General features: G+C 66.4%; 21 protein-coding genes and 1 pseudogene. 16 read left to right on the plus strand and 6 right to left on the minus strand.

Annotation, left to right across the window (positions count from 1 at the left end):
• Positions 1 to 19: 19 nt before the first annotated feature.
• A complete protein-coding gene (locus ACFVQZ_RS03135) occupies positions 20 to 1,342 on the minus strand; it encodes a hypothetical protein (protein WP_383619199.1) in 1,323 nt (440 codons plus the stop codon).
• Between the two features lie 114 nt (positions 1,343 to 1,456).
• A complete protein-coding gene (locus ACFVQZ_RS03140; protein ID WP_383619201.1) occupies positions 1,457 to 1,786 on the minus strand; it encodes a hypothetical protein in 330 nt (109 codons plus the stop codon).
• A 168-nt stretch (positions 1,787 to 1,954) separates the two neighbouring features.
• Here ACFVQZ_RS03140 and ACFVQZ_RS03145 point away from each other — a divergent pair, with 168 nt between their 5' ends.
• The 13 genes from ACFVQZ_RS03145 (at position 1,955) to ACFVQZ_RS03205 (ending at position 12,023) form a co-directional block, all read left to right on the plus strand.
• On the plus strand, positions 1,955 to 2,455 hold the full coding sequence (locus tag ACFVQZ_RS03145) for a hypothetical protein (RefSeq protein WP_383619203.1): 501 nt from the start codon (positions 1,955 to 1,957) through the stop codon (positions 2,453 to 2,455).
• A gap of 6 nt (positions 2,456 to 2,461) precedes the next feature.
• A complete protein-coding gene (locus tag ACFVQZ_RS03150) occupies positions 2,462 to 3,283 on the plus strand; it encodes a hypothetical protein (RefSeq protein ID WP_383619205.1) in 822 nt (273 codons plus the stop codon).
• Positions 3,284 to 3,288: 5 nt separating this feature from the next.
• Entirely contained in the window at positions 3,289 to 3,612 is a 324-nt protein-coding gene (locus tag ACFVQZ_RS03155; protein WP_383619207.1) for a hypothetical protein, read from the plus strand.
• 133 nt (positions 3,613 to 3,745) lie between these two features.
• Positions 3,746 to 5,113 carry a terminase gene (locus ACFVQZ_RS03160; protein ID WP_383619209.1) on the plus strand — a complete coding sequence of 456 codons (1,368 nt, stop codon included), beginning with the start codon at positions 3,746 to 3,748 and terminating at the stop codon, positions 5,111 to 5,113.
• A complete protein-coding gene (locus ACFVQZ_RS03165; protein ID WP_383619210.1) occupies positions 5,110 to 5,268 on the plus strand; it encodes a hypothetical protein in 159 nt (52 codons plus the stop codon). The genes ACFVQZ_RS03160 and ACFVQZ_RS03165 overlap by 4 nt, the downstream gene beginning before the upstream one ends.
• Positions 5,261 to 6,811: a phage portal protein gene (locus ACFVQZ_RS03170; protein WP_383619212.1), complete on the plus strand. Its 1,551-nt coding sequence runs from the start codon at positions 5,261 to 5,263 to the stop codon at positions 6,809 to 6,811. Before ACFVQZ_RS03165 ends, ACFVQZ_RS03170 begins: the two co-directional genes overlap by 8 nt.
• A gap of 179 nt (positions 6,812 to 6,990) precedes the next feature.
• A complete protein-coding gene (locus ACFVQZ_RS03175) occupies positions 6,991 to 9,258 on the plus strand; it encodes a phage major capsid protein (RefSeq protein ID WP_383619214.1) in 2,268 nt (755 codons plus the stop codon).
• A 71-nt stretch (positions 9,259 to 9,329) separates the two neighbouring features.
• Positions 9,330 to 9,581 (plus strand): hypothetical protein, encoded by a 252-nt coding sequence (locus ACFVQZ_RS03180; protein WP_383619216.1) that lies wholly within the window; start codon positions 9,330 to 9,332, stop codon positions 9,579 to 9,581.
• 3 nt (positions 9,582 to 9,584) lie between these two features.
• On the plus strand, positions 9,585 to 10,214 hold the full coding sequence (locus ACFVQZ_RS03185; RefSeq protein WP_383619217.1) for a hypothetical protein: 630 nt from the start codon (positions 9,585 to 9,587) through the stop codon (positions 10,212 to 10,214).
• A 6-nt stretch (positions 10,215 to 10,220) separates the two neighbouring features.
• Positions 10,221 to 10,667, plus strand: a complete 447-nt coding sequence (locus ACFVQZ_RS03190) for a hypothetical protein (RefSeq protein ID WP_383619219.1) — start codon at positions 10,221 to 10,223, stop codon at positions 10,665 to 10,667.
• A gap of 29 nt (positions 10,668 to 10,696) precedes the next feature.
• Positions 10,697 to 11,047: a hypothetical protein gene (locus ACFVQZ_RS03195; RefSeq protein ID WP_383619221.1), complete on the plus strand. Its 351-nt coding sequence runs from the start codon at positions 10,697 to 10,699 to the stop codon at positions 11,045 to 11,047.
• A 55-nt stretch (positions 11,048 to 11,102) separates the two neighbouring features.
• Entirely contained in the window at positions 11,103 to 11,519 is a 417-nt protein-coding gene (locus ACFVQZ_RS03200) for a hypothetical protein (RefSeq protein ID WP_383619223.1), read from the plus strand.
• 105 nt (positions 11,520 to 11,624) lie between these two features.
• The gene (locus tag ACFVQZ_RS03205) at positions 11,625 to 12,023 is read left to right on the plus strand and encodes a hypothetical protein (protein ID WP_383619225.1); all 399 of its coding nucleotides are present in this window, start codon (positions 11,625 to 11,627) and stop codon (positions 12,021 to 12,023) included.
• Here ACFVQZ_RS03205 and ACFVQZ_RS03210 read toward each other — a convergent pair.
• The 4 genes from ACFVQZ_RS03210 to ACFVQZ_RS03225 form a co-directional block, all read right to left on the minus strand.
• A complete protein-coding gene (locus ACFVQZ_RS03210; RefSeq protein WP_383619227.1) occupies positions 12,008 to 12,763 on the minus strand; it encodes a transposase family protein in 756 nt (251 codons plus the stop codon). The genes ACFVQZ_RS03205 and ACFVQZ_RS03210 overlap by 16 nt on opposite strands.
• A 258-nt stretch (positions 12,764 to 13,021) precedes the next feature.
• On the minus strand, positions 13,022 to 13,555 hold the full coding sequence (locus ACFVQZ_RS03215; RefSeq protein WP_383619229.1) for a tetratricopeptide repeat protein: 534 nt from the start codon (positions 13,553 to 13,555) through the stop codon (positions 13,022 to 13,024).
• Positions 13,556 to 13,650: 95 nt separating this feature from the next.
• Positions 13,651 to 14,208, minus strand: a complete 558-nt coding sequence (locus ACFVQZ_RS03220) for a hypothetical protein (protein WP_383619231.1) — start codon at positions 14,206 to 14,208, stop codon at positions 13,651 to 13,653.
• Between the two features lie 43 nt (positions 14,209 to 14,251).
• Positions 14,252 to 14,803 (minus strand): hypothetical protein, encoded by a 552-nt coding sequence (locus tag ACFVQZ_RS03225; RefSeq protein WP_383619233.1) that lies wholly within the window; start codon positions 14,801 to 14,803, stop codon positions 14,252 to 14,254.
• A 783-nt stretch (positions 14,804 to 15,586) separates the two neighbouring features.
• On the opposite strand from ACFVQZ_RS03225, the gene ACFVQZ_RS03230 reads away from it, so the two are divergent.
• The 3 genes and pseudogenes from ACFVQZ_RS03230 (at position 15,587) to ACFVQZ_RS03240 (ending at position 17,506) form a co-directional block, all read left to right on the plus strand.
• Positions 15,587 to 15,874, plus strand: a complete 288-nt coding sequence (locus ACFVQZ_RS03230) for a hypothetical protein (protein ID WP_383619235.1) — start codon at positions 15,587 to 15,589, stop codon at positions 15,872 to 15,874.
• Positions 15,875 to 15,982: 108 nt separating this feature from the next.
• Positions 15,983 to 16,562, plus strand: a pseudogene (locus tag ACFVQZ_RS03235) (transposase family protein); the annotation flags it as partial.
• A gap of 608 nt (positions 16,563 to 17,170) precedes the next feature.
• Positions 17,171 to 17,506, plus strand: a complete 336-nt coding sequence (locus ACFVQZ_RS03240) for a hypothetical protein (protein ID WP_383619237.1) — start codon at positions 17,171 to 17,173, stop codon at positions 17,504 to 17,506.
• The last annotated feature ends 20 nt before the right edge of the window (positions 17,507 to 17,526 follow it).

A 17,526-nucleotide genomic window follows, 5' to 3' on the forward strand; every position in this document is an offset into this window, starting at 1 on the left:
CTGCCAGAGCCCAGCCAAGTTAAGGGGTCCACAGCAGGGAATTCCGCTGCGGTGCCGAGGAACCGGCGAGCAGCGAGGCTACGCCTCCGGGCACTCCGAGCTTGCCCAGAGCCCAGTCCAGCGAGTCAGCTTCCGCGTCGCACATTCTGGCGATCAGTGCGGTCTGCTCGGCCAGCATGATCCGCCTGGGAATCACGATCGTCTCGCGGACCCGGTCGAGGGGAAGCGCACGGCGGAACCCTTGCGCGGCAGGACGAAGCGCGTCCTCGTTCGGTGGGAGCGGCAGGCGGCGGCGCGCGCCGTTCGAGACGACGATGCCGGCGACGTGGACGTGTTCCGCCAGTAGGGGGCCCAGCAGGTCCGCGAGGGCATCCGCCTTCGCGGCGAGCGGCATCCCGGCGAAGGGCGTGAGGAAGTGGAAGAGACCACTGTGGTCCTCGACCCAGATCCAAGCGGTGCCAGCCCCTTTTGTCTTGAGGCACTTGCCGCGCACCTTGCTCAGCAGCCTCCGGCCCTGGTCGCTTTCCACGGGTGCCCCGGACAGGACGGTGCCCTGGGGCGCTGTGCCCGGGTGGACGGTCAGCCGTCTCCCGGCATCGCTGAGCACGTCGATCGAGTCCCCGGTTTCCGCGCACCGCTGTGCCGCTTCTGCGGTCTGCGCCTTCCACCTCGCGAAGTCGCTGCCGGAGATAGGTTCCGGGAAGTCTCCTTCCCAGTAGATCTCTCGGCCCCTGTCGAGCGAGAAGAGGTGCGTCCGGCAGTTGTGGTGGAAGCGCTCGTAGTCCTTGAACTTCTGGTCCTCGGCGAAAGTCACGACCTCGATGAAGACCGGTCCGAGGCGGATATCCCCAGGACCGCCACTGTCCTTCGCAGGCTCCAGCTCGACTTGAAGCCCCCGGGCTGCCCCTATGAGAGCGAGGCGGGCCTGGGTCTGGGTGTGCAGGAAGCGGGACAGGGTGACGTCCTGGCGGGCGTCTCTCTTGACCGTGGGGAGCCCGCTCACCCGGGCTTGCTCCAGGTAGGCGTATGCGGCCCACCATCGCACCGCCTCCACCCACGCCCCTGGAGCAGCCCCGTTCAAGATCTGGAGAACAGGGGAAAATCGGCCCAGGCCCACGACCGTGTCGTCAGCCCGGCCTGAGACGGAGGAAGGGCTCACTGCCCTCGGCAGCCACCTGCTGGCGAAGAACTCGGTGAGGCCGGCTACTGCGCGTTCGGTCACAGCGTGACCAGCGGGGGTGAGGTAGTCGGCGCCCTCCGGACTACCGAACCACGCCTCCCAGTCGATCGCGCGGGTTCCCTGGTCGATCGCGCGCCATGTCTCTTCGTCACGAGGGTGCATGCCCGCCATCATGGAGGACCCCCGAGCCACAGGGCGAGGAATTTGCGAAGCGCTCCATAGCACCATCGGTGGTCTCTTCAACCTTGCGCATCCGCGCCAGGGACGACCTAACGGTCAGAAGTCAAAAATTCGCCTTCTGTCCGATGGAAGATCATCAGTCGTACCTTGCCAGAATCCGAGAGCGCCGCAGTTCGGACAGTCTTCGAGTGTTGAGACGCGCTCGTCTCCCTCATACGGGACGCTGACCTTCTTGGTGCCCTCGCACTCCTCGCACTCGAACCAGACCTCTCCGTCCAGACCGTTATCGATCTCGTCATCGACGCAGTCGAAGCAGACGGCTCCCTGGTACGTCAGGTGGTAGTCAGCCTCCGGGTAATGAAGCTTGAGCGCATCCCGCGTGTTATCAGGGCTGAACTTGCTGTCGCACCGGGCGCAATTCTCCATGCCGCGCATCCTAGGGGCACCCAGGCGGAAGGCGGCCCGGCGGTACTGCCCCCGGGGGATACCCACGGGCGCCGGGCCTCACCCACGCACGCCATATCGGCGCAGGCTGCCGCCCACCCTACCTACCGACACCGCGAGCGCGCTCGCCGGACCGAAAGGCACCGCAAGATGGCCTCCAACAACGGCCTCGGCCCTGACTACGACATCTCGTCCGCCCTTACCCCCGTGGACCTCGCGGCCGGCAACAACACGGGCCACCGCCTCAACATGACCAACGTCAAGAGCGTCGACATCGTCCTGCTCAAGGCGGCCGGCACGGCGGGCCAGGCCCCGACCATCACCCTGAAGTCGCACACCGCCAGCACCGGCGGCGTGACCTCGAACCTCGCCGTGATCACCGAGTACCACCACAAGAGCGAGGCGACCCTCGACGGCGACGAGACCTGGACGAAGGTGAGCCAGGCGGCGGCAGCAACGGTGACGGGCGTCGCCGACAACGAGCAGATCATCGTCATCAACGTGCGCGCGGATCAGCTCCCGCAGACGGACAACTACCTGAGCATCGACATCGCCGACCCGGGCGCTGCGGCGCAGCTCGGCGCCGCGTTCTACATCATCCACAAGCACGACAAGGCCGACCCGACGTCCTTCCCGGCCCCGCTGAGGTAAGGCGACATGTCCTCCACCACGAGCCTGGGAGATTACGACATCTCTATCGGCCAGGCGCCTGTGAACCTCGCCGCCGCCGGTTCGACGGGCAAGCGGATCAGCATGGCGCTCATCAGGAGCGTCGATGTGCTCATCCTCAAGGGCGCCGGCGCCGCCGACGTCAACGAGCAGCAGACCATCAACCTGGGCAGCGCCACGGCCGGCACCATCACTATCACCTTCGACGGGCAGACCACGGGCAGCATCGCGTACAACGCCGCAGCAGCAACGGTGCAGGCGGCGCTGGAGGCCTTGTCGAACATCGCCCCCGGCGACGTCACGGTCAGCGGCGGGCCGCTCCCGGGCACCATCACTCTGACGTTCGGCGGGCAGTACCAGGGCGTGAACGTCCCGCAGGTGACGGTCACGCCGACGGGGCTGACGGGCGGCACGGTGACGGTCAGCACCACGGTGCAGGGCTCCAAAGAGGACCCGGTGATCACCCTGAAGTCGCACACCGCCAGCACCGGGGGCGTCACCACGAACCTGCCGGTCATAACCGAGTACTACGTGAAGTCGGAAGCGACTCTCGACGGCGACGAGACCTGGACGCGGGTGGCGCAGCCTGCTGCGGCGACGATCACGGATCCCGGCGGCGCCGGCACCTCGGCCGAGTCTCAGCAGCTCATCCTGTTCAACGTCCGCGCCGACCAGCTCCCTGACGCCGACAACTACCTGAGCGTGGACATCGCCGACGTCGGCTCGACCGCCCAGCTCTGCTCGGTGGTCTACCTCCTGCACCGCCAGGACAAGGGCAACCCGACGTCCTTCCCGGCCCCGCTGAGGTGATGGCGATGGCCGACGAGATGGAGTTCTTCGCCCCCCGGCCGAACCTCGAAGAGGTCGTCAAGAGGGGTGACTACCGGGAGTCACTGATCGCGATGAGGGATTTCGTCGCACACGAATTGGAAGGCAACCGGTGCAAGACCTGCTACATGACGCAGATGCGCACCGGTGAGCTTTCCGCGCTTGTCCTGAGGCTCCAGAAGCTGATCGAGGACATTGCCGCTATATCGGATCCGGACGGGGAGGTGGACGAATTTGACCGCCTCATCGCGAGGGAGGCTGATTGGTCATCAGCGCCCCCGGATTTCCCACCTTCCACCGGCGGCCGTTGATTTCAGCCTGGGGCGCGACGCCATCGAACTCGCCGCTATGGCTGGCCTTGAGCTGGATCCGTGGCAGCAATGGTTCCTGATCAACGCGTGCGCGCAGCGGGCCGACACATTCATCAATCCATTCACGAAGAAAATGGAACGAATGTGGGCGGCCCGCGACGTCGGGCTCGTAGTAGCCCGGCAGAACGGAAAGGGAAGCATTCTGGAGGCCCGCGAACTCGCGGGCCTTTTCCTTCCCCGCTTCAGCGAAAAAACGATCATTCACTCCGCCCAGGACTTCGCCACCTCGGGCGAGCACTTCAGGCGCGTCGCCGCCCTGATCCAGGACACCCCCGTCCTGAACAAGCAGCTCAAGGGCGCCTACGAGGCGAACGGCAAGGAGCGCATCGAGCTGAAGAACGGCGCGCGGCTCCTGTTCAAGACGCGCACCAAGAAGCTCGGCCGAGGGTTCTCGCCCCAGCTCGTCGTCCTGGACGAGGCCATGTTCCTGGACAACGAGTCGATGATGGCGCTGCGGCCCACCCTGTCCGCGCAGCCGAACCCGCAGCTCTTCTTCACCGGATCCGCCGGCCTGGAGGACGCGTACGAGTTCGGCATGGTCCGGCAGCGGGCGCTCAAGGCCCTCGAATCCGGCGATCTCGACCCCTACCTGTTCTTCGCCGAGTGGTCCGCCGACGTCTGCAACGACTTCTGCGTGCCCGGCTGCGACGAGCACGACTCCCTCGACGACGAGGAGGTCTGGGCCAAGACGAACCCCGGCTACGGCATCCGTATCTCGTACGAGACCGTCGACAACGAGCGGCGGGCCGACCCTGGTGGGGAGGCGTTCAAGGTCGAGCGCCTGTCGGTGGGCCGCTGGCCCGTCCAGGGCGACCAGTGGTCGGTCATCGACGAGAAGGCCTGGCAGGCTCGGCTCGACGAGAACTCCGAGGTCGAGGCCAGCAGCATCAAGGTGCTCGCCGTGGACGTCAGCCCCAACCGCGAGTTCTCGGCGGTGGCGGTCTGCGGCTCCAACGGCACCTGCCTACACGTCGAGATCACGTCCGACGAGCTGAGCGTCGACCATCGGCCCGGCGTCGACTGGGTGGTCAGGCGCGTCAAGGAGATCTGGGACCGGGTCAAGCCCGACGCCGTCGTCGTCGACAAGGTCTCCCAGGCCGGCTCGCTCGTCGACCAGCTGGAGCACCAGGGCGTCACCGTGATCTCACCGACCACGGCCGAGTACGCCCAGGGGTGCGGCCAGTTCTTCTCAGGGGTCCAGCCGCGCAGGGGCGAGGTCGCGGACATAGTCCACATCGGACAGCCCACCCTGAATTCGGCGGTTGCCGGCGCCGACAAGCGCATGCTGGCCGACAAATGGGCGTGGGACAAGAAGACGTCGGCGTCGGATATCACGCCGCTGGTGGCGGCAACCCTGGCCGCTTGGGGCTACCGGAAGATCCTCTTCGAGAAGCCCAAAGCTGCCACGCCATTCTTCTATGCCGGATTGGACGACATATGACGACCCGCGAGGCGCTGTGCGCAATCCTCATGTCGATCCTGCTGCTCACCGCCGGCTTCTCCTGGCTCTTCGGCCCATACGGGCTGATAGGCGGCGGTGCGGCTGTGCTCGTGACGACGCTATTCACCGACAAGAGGGAGGACGACGATGGCTAAGATCTGGTCCTCGCTCTTCAAGGGAAAATCGGAGGAGGAGCGGCTGACTCTTGACGACCTCTACCAGCAGGTCATCAAGTATCAGGGACTGGACTACCCCGTATCCCAGGGTGGGGCGGCCGGGGAGAATTACGAGGCCATCGAGCACGACTTCGAGGGCTACGTGCAGCAGGCCTTCAAGGCCGACGGGATCGTCTTCGCCTGCATGGTCGCCCGCATGCGGCTCTTCTCGCAGGCCCGGTTCCAGTGGCAGAAGATGCAGGCCGGCCGGCCCGGCGACCTCTTCGGCACCAAGGAGCTAAAGATCTTCGAGGAGCCGTGGCCAGTCGGCGGTTCCACCATCGGGCTCCTGAACCGCGCCATCCAGCAGGCCGACCTCGCCGGGAACCACTACGTCGTCCGGGAGACGACCAGCAGGGGCGCCGTCCCGGTGAGCCGGCTACGGGTCCTGCGGCCGAACTGGGTCCGCACGATCCTCACCGCTCCGCCCGACGAGGCGGTGCAGTCCGACATCGCCGGCTGGATCTACATGCCGGGCGGCAACCCGGACCCCACCCGGTGGAAGTTCTACGAGGTCGGCAGCAGCCGGTTCGCCCACTGGGCGCCGACCCCCGACCCTGAGGCGCAGTACAAGGGGATGTCGTGGCTGACCCCAGTCATCCGGGAGATCATGTCGGACAAGGCGGCGACGAAGCACAAGGGGAAGTTCTTCGACAACGCCGCCACCCCCTCGTTCGCCATGTCCTTCAAAGAGACGGTCACGAACGAGCAGTTCAAAGAGTTCATCCGCACGATGCGGGAGTCGCACCAGGGCGCTGACAACGCCTACAAGCCGCTCTTCGTCGGCGGCGGCGCTGACATCACCCCCCTGATGTACGACCTGCGGCAGCTCGACTTCAAGGCCACCCAGGGCGCCGGCGAGACCAGGATCGCGGCAGCGGCCCGCGTCCACCCCGTCATCGTCGGGCTCTCCGAGGGCATGCAGGGCTCCTCGCTGAACGCCGGCAACTTCAAGGCGGCCAAGGACGCCTGGGCGGACGGCGAGATGCGCCCTCTTTGGGAGTCGGTCTGCCAGGCGTACCGCCCGCTGGTCCGGGTCCCGGAAGGAGCCCGGCTGCACTACGACGACCGCCACATCTCCTTCCTCCGCGACGACATCTCGGAGAAGGCCAAGGTGCTCGCCCAGGAGGCGGACATCCTCCAGGGGCTGGTCATGCAGGGCTGGACCCAGGACTCGGCCATCGAAGCCCTCATGGAGAGCGGCTGCACCGGCGACTGGCGGAAGCTGAAGCACACCGGCCTGTTCAGCGTCCAGCTTCAGCCGCCGATGCCCGACGGTCCGCCGACCAAGGTCGTGGACCAGAACGGGAAGCCGGTCAAGCAGCAGCCGGCGGCCCCGGGCTCGAAGGCCGGGAAGCTCCAGCCCGCGACCGGGCCCGGCGCAGCCGGCCGCCCGGCCATTGGGCAGCAGAGGCCGGGCGCCAAGCCCCCGGCACAACCAAAGGGATCCCGCGATGGCGACGACGCCTCCGAAGAAGCCTGACCCGAAGAAGAAGGCGGCACCGAAGCCGCCCCCGAGCCAGAAGCCGAAGCCGGGCGAGAAGAAGCCGCCGGCCAAGAACACAGCCCCAGCGAAGAAGTCCCCTGCCAAGAAGGCGGCTCCGCCGAAGAAGCCGACAAAGTAACCGCACCACCGCAAAACAACTTAATAGGGAGAAGGAGATGCAGAAGCATCTCTGCGTGCGGGACGTCGACTTCATGTTCACGCCCCGTGATCAGAGCGAAGAGAGAGCAGGCCCCGAAGGGCACGGCGACGGCAGGTCCCTCTCCGGATACGCCGCAGTGTTCAACGCGCCCACCGAGATCAACTCGTGGGAAGGCCGCTTCAACGAGACCATCGCGCCCGGCGCCTTCCGGAAGACGCTCCGCGAGCGCACCCCGATCATGCAGTGGGACCACGGCCGCGACACCCGCGTCGGCTCCACCCCGATCGGCGTCTACACCTCCCTCGTCGAGGACGAGCGCGGCCTCAAGGTCGAGGGCCGGCTCTTCAAGAACGAGGTCGTCGAGCCCGTCCGCCAGGCGATCGAGGCCCAGGCCATACGCGGCATGAGCTTCAAGTTCGCTGTCACCCGCGACCGGTGGACCGACAAGGACGGCGTCGCCGTCCGCGACCAGGAGCTGTACGAACTCCTCTACGACGCCGGCGAGCGGGGCCCGCTGAACCGCGAGATCCAGGAGGTCCGGCTCTTCGAGGCCGGCCCCGTCTCGACCCCCGCCTACAGCCAGACCTCGGTCGGGGTCCGGTCCGCAGACCTGACCGAAGAGGACCGCGAGGCGTTCATCCAGGAATGCGTCCGGACCAGCTCCGACGAACTTCCCGACACGTCGGTGGTCCCGGCAGAGGAGACCGACGAAGAGCGGGCAGCACCCGAAGGCGTCGCCGCCCCAGCGGGCACCACTCCTGAGGGACACGAAAGCGGGCGGAGCAAGCCCGCGACAACTGAACAAAAACTGAATATTCGAAAGGCAAGTGTCCCAATGGACGTAATGACCATTGAGGAGCGGCGGGCTCGCCGGGATGAGATCCGGCAGCGCCTCTCCGACATCGACAACGAGTACTCCGGCGCTGAACTGCCCGTCGACATCCGTTCCGAGTGGGACAGCCTGTCGCGCGAGTTCGACGAGCACGGCCGCGCCATCAAGGCGGCGGAGGCTCGCCTCGCCCGCCTCCACGAGCTGGCCGAGAACGAGGCCACCCACGACGAGCCTGAGGTTCGCGCCCCTTCGGAGCGTCGCTTCAGCTCGTCGCCGGCCTTCCACCGTCGTGATACCAACATCTACGACCTCTCGGCGATCCGCACCAAGGCTCGCTCGGTCGACGAGATGGGCGCGCTGTTCCGCGACAACGCCATGCGTGCGATCGAGATCAGCCGCTTCCCGGGCGTCGAGAACCGTGAGGCCGCCCAGGATCGTGCGGCGTTCCTGCTCGAAAACGTGGACAACAAGGAAGGCGAGCTGGCGCGACGCATGCTGGCCACCGGCTCTCCGGTCTACGAGCGCGCCTTCGGCAAGGTCGCATCGCAGCTCCACACGAACGGCCTCACCAGCGAGGAGCGCGCCGCTCTCGCGGTCGGCTCCGGTGCGACCGGTGGCTACGCCGTGCCGTTCCAGCTCGACCCCACCGTGATCCTGACGAACGACGGCCGCATCAACCCGCTGCGCTCGGTCGCGCGGCAGGTCCAGATTGTCGGCAAGGAGTGGCAGGGCGTGACGAGCGCCGGCGTCACTGTGTCGCGCTCGGCGGAGGCTTCGGAGGTCGCGGCCACGGACCCGTCCCTGGCGCAGCCCACCGTTAAGGCGGAGCGCGTCACCGGCTTCGTGACCTACTCGATGGAGGTCGAGCAGGACTGGAGCCAGATGCGGTCCGAGGTCACCTCGATCCTCGCCGACGCGAAGGAAGAGGAGGAGTCCGACTCCTTCTTCACCGGCGACGGTGTCGCCCCGAACGCGAACGGCATCCTGACCACCCTGGCCACCAGCTCGAACGTTAGCGTGGCGACCACGGGCGCCTTCGTTGTCGGCGACGTGTACGCGCTGGAGCAGGCCCTCCCGCCGCGCTTCCGCGCCAACGCCGTGTACATGGCGAACCACACGATCTACAACAAGATCCGCCAGTTCGGCACCTCCGACTCCCACGCGCTGTGGGAGCGGATCGGCAACGGCATGCCGCCGGAGCTGCTGGGCCGCCCGGCCTACGAGGCGTCGGCCATGCCCGCGACGCACGCGGCGGCCGACCGCTTCCTGCTGTACGGCGACTTCCGCCAGTTCCTGATCGTCGACCGCATCGGCATGAACGTCGAGCTGGTGCCGCACATCCTCGGCTCCAACCGCCGGCCCACGGGTCAGCGCGGGCTGCTCGCCGTGTGGTGGAACAACAGCAAGGTTCTCGTCGACAACGCCTTCCGGGTCCTCGACGGCACCCAGTAAGCGCGCGAGCCCGTCAGGGGCGGGTCCCTTCACCGGGGCCCGCCCCTTCTCAGTACGAAAGGAGGGACGACATGGCTGGAAAGATCTTCAAGGCCGTGGAGTCGTTCTCGGTCGAGTGGGAGGGCAAGCCGCTCGTCGTCGAGCGCAACTGCACGGCGCGGGAGGGCCATCCCCTGCTGGTCGCCTACCCCCACCTGTTCACCGAGCTTGTCCCGGTGTTCGAGCACGTTCCCCCAGCCAAGCCGGAGACGCCGGCCAGGCCTCAGATCCCGGCCAAGAAGGTGGCGGCGGCCCCGGCCAAGGCCAAGGCCGAGGGGACATAGCCGATGGCCCTCGGCGACCCGTACGTCGACCTCGCCGAGTTCAAGTCGTACATGGTCGGTCAGGCCAACGCGAACCTGACCGGCCAGGACGACAACTTCCGCGAGGCCCTGCTGTCGGCAAGCAGGGAGATCGACAGCATCTGCGCCCGGCAGTTCAACCGGACGGAGACGGCGACGGCGCGCGAGTACGAACCCGACGGGTGTGACTGGAGCTACCTCGACGACTTCCACACGACCGTCGGCCTGGTGGTGAAGCTCGACAGCAGCGGCGACGGCTCCTTCGCGACCACGCTGGCAGCTTCGGAGTACGAGCTGTCGCCGGCCAACGGGATCGTCGACGGCATGTCCGGCTGGCCCTTCTACCGGATCCGGCTCCTCGGGGGGCGGCGCTTCCCCTCCACCTCCAGCGGCCGGTCGCGCACCCTCCAGGTCACGGCCCGGTGGGGCTGGGCAGAGGTCCCTGCCCCCGTGCGAGCCGCCTGCCGAATCATGGCCGCCGAAACCTGGAAGCTCAAGGAAGCTCCTTTCGGTGTTCTGGGCCTGGACGAATTCGGTGTCGTGCGCGTGCGACAGAACAAGCTGGCGGTCAGCAAGCTCGCCCCCTATTCCAAGACCCGGCTCCTGATCGGATAACCACGCATGTCCACTCTCGAACAGATACGAACTGCTATCGCCGACACCATCCGCGACTACGTCACGGGCAACGGAGGCGAGATCTACGCATATCCGTATGTGCAAGGGACAGTGGATCTGCCGTGCGCGATGGTGATGCCAGGCGGCGGGGGCCGCGACAACAAGGCCGGAGATTTCACCATGACGATGGCTCGGGGAACGGAAAAGTGGAGCTTCCAGCTCCTCATCCTCTGCGCTCGCACTCATGAGGACAGCGGACAGCAGGAGCTGGACAGGTTCCTCGACAAGACTGGTCCACTAAGCGTTCGGAACGCCATCTGGCAAAAGCCTGATGTCGGCCTGGGCGATATCGATGTCATGGTCACCGGCGTTTCCGAATACCACGGCAGCTACAGCATGGTGCGGGTTGAGCATGTCGGAGCCGCACTGCAACTCCAGGTGCATGCCTTCTAGCGGCGTGCCACAAGAAAGGTAAAGCCAAGATGGCTTCTCTGACTACTCAGAACATCGTGGCCGCCGGTACGAAGCCCACCTTCGTTGCGGCTGCTGCGGTTGACTACGCGGAAGTGGGTGACGGCACCAACACCTTCGCGGTCTACAAGAACACCAGCGCCACGGCGTGCAACGTGACCGTGGAAATGGATCACATCACCCTCGCTACCGGCGACGCGCACCCGGACAAGGTGATCGTCCTCCCGATCACCACGGGCGAACTCTGGATCCCGCTCCGCAAGGAGTACGCCGATGACGCGGAGGCCGGCGTCGGCCGTTGCGTCCTCAAGACCTCCGCACAGGATGCCGGCATCACCGTCGCCATCGTCCGGATGGGCTGAGCGCTAAGCGCTTAAACAACTCAACAACAACTGAATAGCGAAAGGCGCTTAGCCAATGGCCAAGCTTGTGCTGCGCGATTGCTACGTGGTGGTGAACGGAACCAACTTCTCCGACCACGTCTCTTCGTGCGAAATCAACATGAGCAAGGACGAGGTCGAAACGACCAACTTCTCCGGCTCCGGTCGTGAGCGTGTTCACGGCCTCCAGGACAACTCCTTCACCGTGACGTTCCAGCAGGACTTCGCTGCGTCGTCCGTCGACTCGGTTCTCTTCCCGCTGTGGAACAACGAGAACGAGTTCACCGTCGAGATCCGGCCTACCTCGGGCGCGGTTTCCGCGTCGAACCCCCGGTACACCGGTACCTGCATCCTGCTGGAGTACCAGCCGCTCTCCGGCGACGTGGGCGACCTCAGCGAGACCGAGGTGACGTTCAACGTCCAGCGAGGAACGTTCGCTCGCGCGACGGCGTGACCGATGCCCACGCGAGCATGGATCGTCCCCGGCCCTGAGTGGAAACGGGCTGCCGCCCAACTCCAGGCCGTCGAGAACCGGCTCCCCCGGTGGATCGAAGAAGAAGTGGACGAAGCGCTCGAACCTGTGGTCGCGCGGGCCAAGGCAGCAGCGATGCGCACGGAAGTGCAGGGCGGCCCGTCCGGCCACACGGGACTCAGGTCTCGCGTTGCCGCCGGCGTCGGTGTCCGTAAGGGCATCAGCACCAAGACGACCGCTTACTTCCGCATCTTCACGCAGATGTCCAACGCAGCGGAGCTGCCGATCCCCAGGGGCCTTGACTCTCCGAAGGGCTGGCGGCATCCGCTGTTTGGTGACAAGAGCTTCTGGTTCCAGTCCCGGCCGGTGAAGCCCGGATGGTTCACCGACACGATCGCCGACAGCGCTGACGAGATCGAGCGGGCCATCGGCAACGCTCTCGACAAGGCAGCACTGAGCCTTTTCCAACCTCATGCCGAGGCGTGATGAAGGACGAGGACGGCCTGGACGATTGCGGTGATGTGGTTGGTGCTGCAGCGGAGCTTTCGCAGGAGACGCCAGCTCTTCAAGGTGGCCATAGCCTGCTCGCCGAGGCAGCGGATCTTGGCGTGTGTGCTGTTGTGCTCACGCTGCCACTGCTTGAGGCGGCGGCCGCGGAAGGGTACCCGGATGGAACCACCGGCACCTTGATACGCCTTGTCGGACCAGCACTTGAGGTCGACATCGGCGAGTGCTTCGACGATGCCGTGGGTACGGGCGGCTGTCAGGTCGTGGGTCGATCCGGGCAGGGCGGGTGAGACCCACAGCAGTCGACCGAAGGGATCGGTGAGGACTTGGATGCTCATGCCGTGACGATTGTGTTTGCCCGAGTAGTACGGGGTGTCGGCGGCAATCCGGTCGATCGGCAGCAGGGTGCCGTCCAGGATCACGAACGCTTTGGTACGGGCGCTGTGCATCGCCTCGGCCAGGGTGGGTGCGAGGGCGGCCAGCACATCGACGGCCTCGCGTATGTAGCGGTACACGGTTGCGACGCCGATATCGAACCCGGCGGCGAGCTGGGCGTAGGTGTCACCGCATCGCAGATGGGCCAGGGCGAGGAGAGCCTGACGACTGGCGGTCAGCCGACGCCATCGAGTCCCGATCTCCCCTCGCCGAGCAGTGAGTAGTCCCGTCAGGTAACGCAGGGTGCGACTGGACAGGTCGATCGACGACGGGTAGACAAGCACGCGAAGCTCCTGGCGGACACGGGTGATCTTGGTCGAGAACCCGCCCAGCAGGAGCTTCGTCGTTCCACCGATCTGTCCAACACGCAGCCAGCACTGCCAGGCTGGAAAGGCTCAGTGGCTCAGGCTGGGGTGTAGCACGCCACCAATGCGGGATGCGCCGCGGTGGCGTGCGTGACTGTCTGCTGTGTGGCGCGGGCAGTCCCTCGGGGTTCCACCGGCACGCACGGTTGTCGTAGCGGTGCCGTGTCGCCGGTGGCTTCAGCGTCTTTCGTGCTGAGGTTCCTTGTCGTGTTGGATGCTGTCCAGGTCGTCGGCGTAGTGCTCGATTGCCCGCCGGTAGTCCTGTACCCGGCGGTCGCTGCTGGTAGCGGCGAGCGTCTTCAGCAGCAGCTGTACCGCCTGACGGTTCTCACCCTGGTTGTACAAGCCCATGGCGAGGAAAGCGTGCAGCGCCGCATCGTCCGGGAACTCATCGAGTCCCTGTCGAAGGGTCTGCACGGCCTTGTCGTAGGAGCCCAGGATCCGGTATGTGCTTCCCAGGCCGAGGAAGGCTCCGTGCCGGTCCTCCGCGGACAGTCCCGCGCCGCTCAGGGCACGTTCATAGAACGGGACGGCTTCGCGCTCCAGGCCGAGGACATCGTGCACCCAGGCGGTCTGATAGGCGATCTCGCCGTCTGCCGGGTACCGCTCGACCAGTTCCACCAGCTGTTCCCGGGCCTGCTCGGCCTGGCCCTGCTCCCGCAGCCGGACCGCTCGTGCCAGCGCCTCGGCCTTGTCGTGATCATTATTCATGGTGCTCTACGGTGGCACACCGCCTCTGATCAGCAAAGTTCGCCCCCTATCTCACCTGCCGGACCATTTCGCACGGTGCTCTCGCCGGCGGGAGGTCAAAGGAGCTGGACGGTCAGGGGGCCGGACGAGGTGCTGAGCCCGTTGGCGGTGGTGCACTGGAGGGTTTCCGTCAGGGCCGGGACGAGGGCGATCTCGACGGTGATCTGCGATTCCTGGAAGTCTCCGGACTGCACCTGGCCGGTGAGGACAAGTACGGAGACGCCGCCGGGGCGCAGGCTGACCCCGCCGGTGAAGGTAAAGGCGGATGGGGTCGTCTGGGGGTTCGACCAGGTGATGAGCCCGGAGCCGGACGAGTTGCCGCCGGTGCACGACAGCTGTCCTTCTCCCTGGAAGCTGATGCCTCCGCCGGTGTGCTGCGTGTCGGTTCCGGCGCAGGGGCCGACGGCTCCGGTGGCGGTCACGGCTGTCTGCCGCTGCGTCAGCGTCAGGCCGGGCTGGTAGGTGGCGGTCTCGTAGCCGGTGCAGAGCAGAGCGGCCGAGGCCGGCTGGGCGTTCGCGGTGGGCGCGGACAGCCCGGCCATCAGCAGGCCGGCTGCCGCCGCGGCCACAGCGGCGTGGCGCCTGCGCGGGCGAGAGGTGGTGCGGGGCGTCATGAGCATTCCTCCGACGGGAGTCTGGTGCGGCGGGAGGGCGGGGTCAGGGCTGGATGGTGAGGGTGGTCTGCGACGACGCCGTCGCGACTCCGGTGGTGGCACAGGCGGTGGGGTCGAGGGTGGGGAAGAAGGTGATCTGCTCCGCCTGATGGCCGGAGAACCGGCCGGCGGTGATCGTCCCGGTCCGGACGGAGGCGCTCGTGCCGTTGATGACGGTGATGGTCGAGGTGTAGGTGAACGTGCTCGTCTGCCCGTTGTCCCAGGTGAAGACCCGGTTCCCGCTGCCGGAGGAGGGAGTCGTGTTGCAGGACTGGGAGGGGTTGTTGATGGTCTCGCTGTACTGCGCGGACAACACCGTCGTCCCCACGGCGACACAGAGCCCGGGTGACGCGGCCAGGCCGAGCAGGCCCTGGTTGACGATCGTCGTCGCCTGCGGGGTGTTGGTCAGGGGCGGCGAGTACTGGCTCACCGACTGGCCCGTGCACTCGACCAAGGCCGACGAAGGGGCAGCGGAAGCGGGGCTGAGTCCCAGCGAGCCGAGCGCGCACGCCGCCCCCAGTGCCGCGATGCGCGCCGCGTTTCGGTTCATGTTCATGGGCGAACTCCTCGGAGTGCGTGCCACGGCGGGGGTGCCCGCCCGCAGCACGATGTGAAGGTCCCGCGAAGCGTGGCAGCACCGAGAGAAACACGTCCAGGCCGGATTCAGGACGAAACGGATGTGGCAGAGCGAGGTGGTTGATACCCCTGTATGTCACCTGCCTGTGACACACTCGCTGCCGGTCGATGGGGTTCACGGGTTCCGGCGTTGGGGCACCCATTTGTGGCGGTGTCCGGAAGGCGCCTGTCCGGGTGGGAATGTGGACTGTCAAGCTGTATACGCCATGCCCCACGATGAGAGGTGACGTCGACTCCTTCGCTGGCATCGCCCCCTGCGTCGGGCTGCCCGGCGGCTACACCTCAGCCACCACCTCGGCCCTCTACAGCGCCGTCGTGGGCTGCGCCCCGGCCCGCCCCGAGGGCCGGATTGGTGCCCTTTCCGGGCCGCCGATTTGGTGGCTGGATTGCCGCTAGCTGCGATGGCCTGCCCGTGGGACCGTCGAATCCCTAGGGAAGGGGCTCCTCGATGAAGCGGAACTCTGTCATTGGCTTGCTCAGCGCGCTGGCGCTCGCGGCAGTGACGGTAGTAGCGGCAGGCTCACCGGCTCAAGCGGCAGTGGGCGACATCCTGTGCACGACGCCCAGCAACGACTCCTCCACCTACTCGCCGCCTCTGAGCCTGACACCCGCCAGCACCACCGTGACCATCACCCGGGATCTCAACACCTGCACATCGCTGAGCGTGCCCGCCATCAACTCGGCCCCCGTCACCGTGAGTCAGGTGACCATCCCGTCCTACTCCTGCCTTACCCTCCTGAACACCGCCCCCACCACCATCAGCTTCACCTGGAACAACGGCGCCACCACCGTCGTCACCGGCACCAGGACCGTCAACCTCGCCGCTGCCGTGCTCACCACCACGGTCACGGGCACCGTCACCTCCGGCCTCTTCGCCGGAGACACCGTCGTGTACCAGCTCGTCGCCCCCTCGACCGACGTCCTCGCCTGCACCCTCGGCCTGGGAACAGTCTCCCGCATCGACAGCGTCGCCACCCTCACCATCAACTGAACCCCGCAACCCATTGCCGCGCAGGCCGGGCACCAGCCGATGGCGCCGCAGTCGGCCCATCGACTGCGCTCATCTCCCACCGGGGTTTCCCCGAGGGGCATTGCTGACGCGGCCGAGTTCGGCATCGAGATCACGACGGCCTACCGCTGTGTCACCTGGGCGGTCGAGCTCCTGGCTACTCTCGCCCCGGCCTGGCCGACGCGGTGCGGACCACGTGGGCGAAGGCGTATCTGGTCCTGACGGCACCCTCTTTCCCATCGATCGCATCGCCGCCGACCGGCCGTTCCACTCCGACAAGCACAAGCGGCACAGGATGAACGTGCAGGTCATAGCCGAGCCCTTCGGCCGGCTGCTGTCGACCCCATTGGCCCTGCCCGGCACCGTCCACGGCATCCGCGCAGCCCGTGAACACGTCGTCGGCGTCCGCGCCAAGGCGGACATCCCGTACTGGGCCGACATGGGACACCGAGGCGCCAACGGCGCGATCCGCATCTCGTGCCGGGGACGCTGGGAAACCCTCATCGCAGGCCGGCAGGCCGTGAACCGGTCCCACGCAAAGATCCGGGCCCTGGCCGAGAAGGCTGTCGCCACCCTGAAGTCCTGGCGGCTCCTCCGCAAACTGCAATGCTCGACCATCCGGACCACCAGCCTCGTCCAGGCCGTCCTCACTCTGCATCTGACCAGCTCAGGACGAGGATGGAAAAGGCTCACTGATGGACTTCTGAGCCAGAAAGGACGGACGGCGAGGGGTGCGCGGGTCCCCCTCGCCGTCTTCAACCCGTACAAGACCTGCGAAAACAACTTAATAGGAGTCAGACCCGTGGCTAACTACGACTTCCGCGTCGATGAGAACGGCTTCCTCTCCCCCGGCGCCATCCTGGAGCAGCCGACCCTCGTGATCGAGGAGCTGGTCGTCCCCGAGTGGGGCGGCGGCAAGATCCGCCTGAAGATGCTCTCCGCGAAGGAGCGCGACGACTTCGAATCCTCCATGGTCAAGGTGACCAGGGGAGGCCGGCAGCAGCTCAACAACGAGAACTTCCGTGCGCGCCTCGTGCAGCTCGCTGCCGTCAACGAGGACGGCAGCCCGATGTTCACGAAGCACGACATCAAGACCCTGGGCAACCTTCCGGCGTCCGGCCTCCAGCGCGTCTTCAACAAGATCAACGAGATGAGCGCGTTCTCCGAGGAGGACCTGAAGGACATCGCCGAGGATTTCGACGACGCCCCGACCGAAGGTTCCGACACCGTCTAGCGCTGGCAATGCGCCGACCGGATGTCGATCGGATGATGGCCAGCATGACGGCCCGCGAATACAAAGAGTGGGAAGCGTATGAGCGGGCTGTCGGTCCGCTCGATTCGACATTCGAGCGAGAGATGCTGTGCGAGCTGCACGAGCTTATTCAGCTGAATAACATCCTGACCGGCGCTGCTATCACCAAAAAGGGAAAGAAGAACCCCGCCGGGAAGTTCCGTCGGGCGCTTCGTCCAGACGAGTTGTACAACCCGCCCGAAGGCTGGGACGAGGACGACGACGAAGACGAAGCGGAAGAAGAGGAAGGTAAGAGGCGAAAGCGCGAGCCGGGGGGATATGACCCCGCCGCGGATCCTTTCGCTCCACCGTCCTCCACATAACTGAATACGGAGGATTTCTG

This window comes from Streptomyces sp. NPDC057854, from assembly GCF_042797055.1.
Taxonomy (GTDB): Bacteria; Actinomycetota; Actinomycetes; order Streptomycetales; family Streptomycetaceae; genus Streptomyces.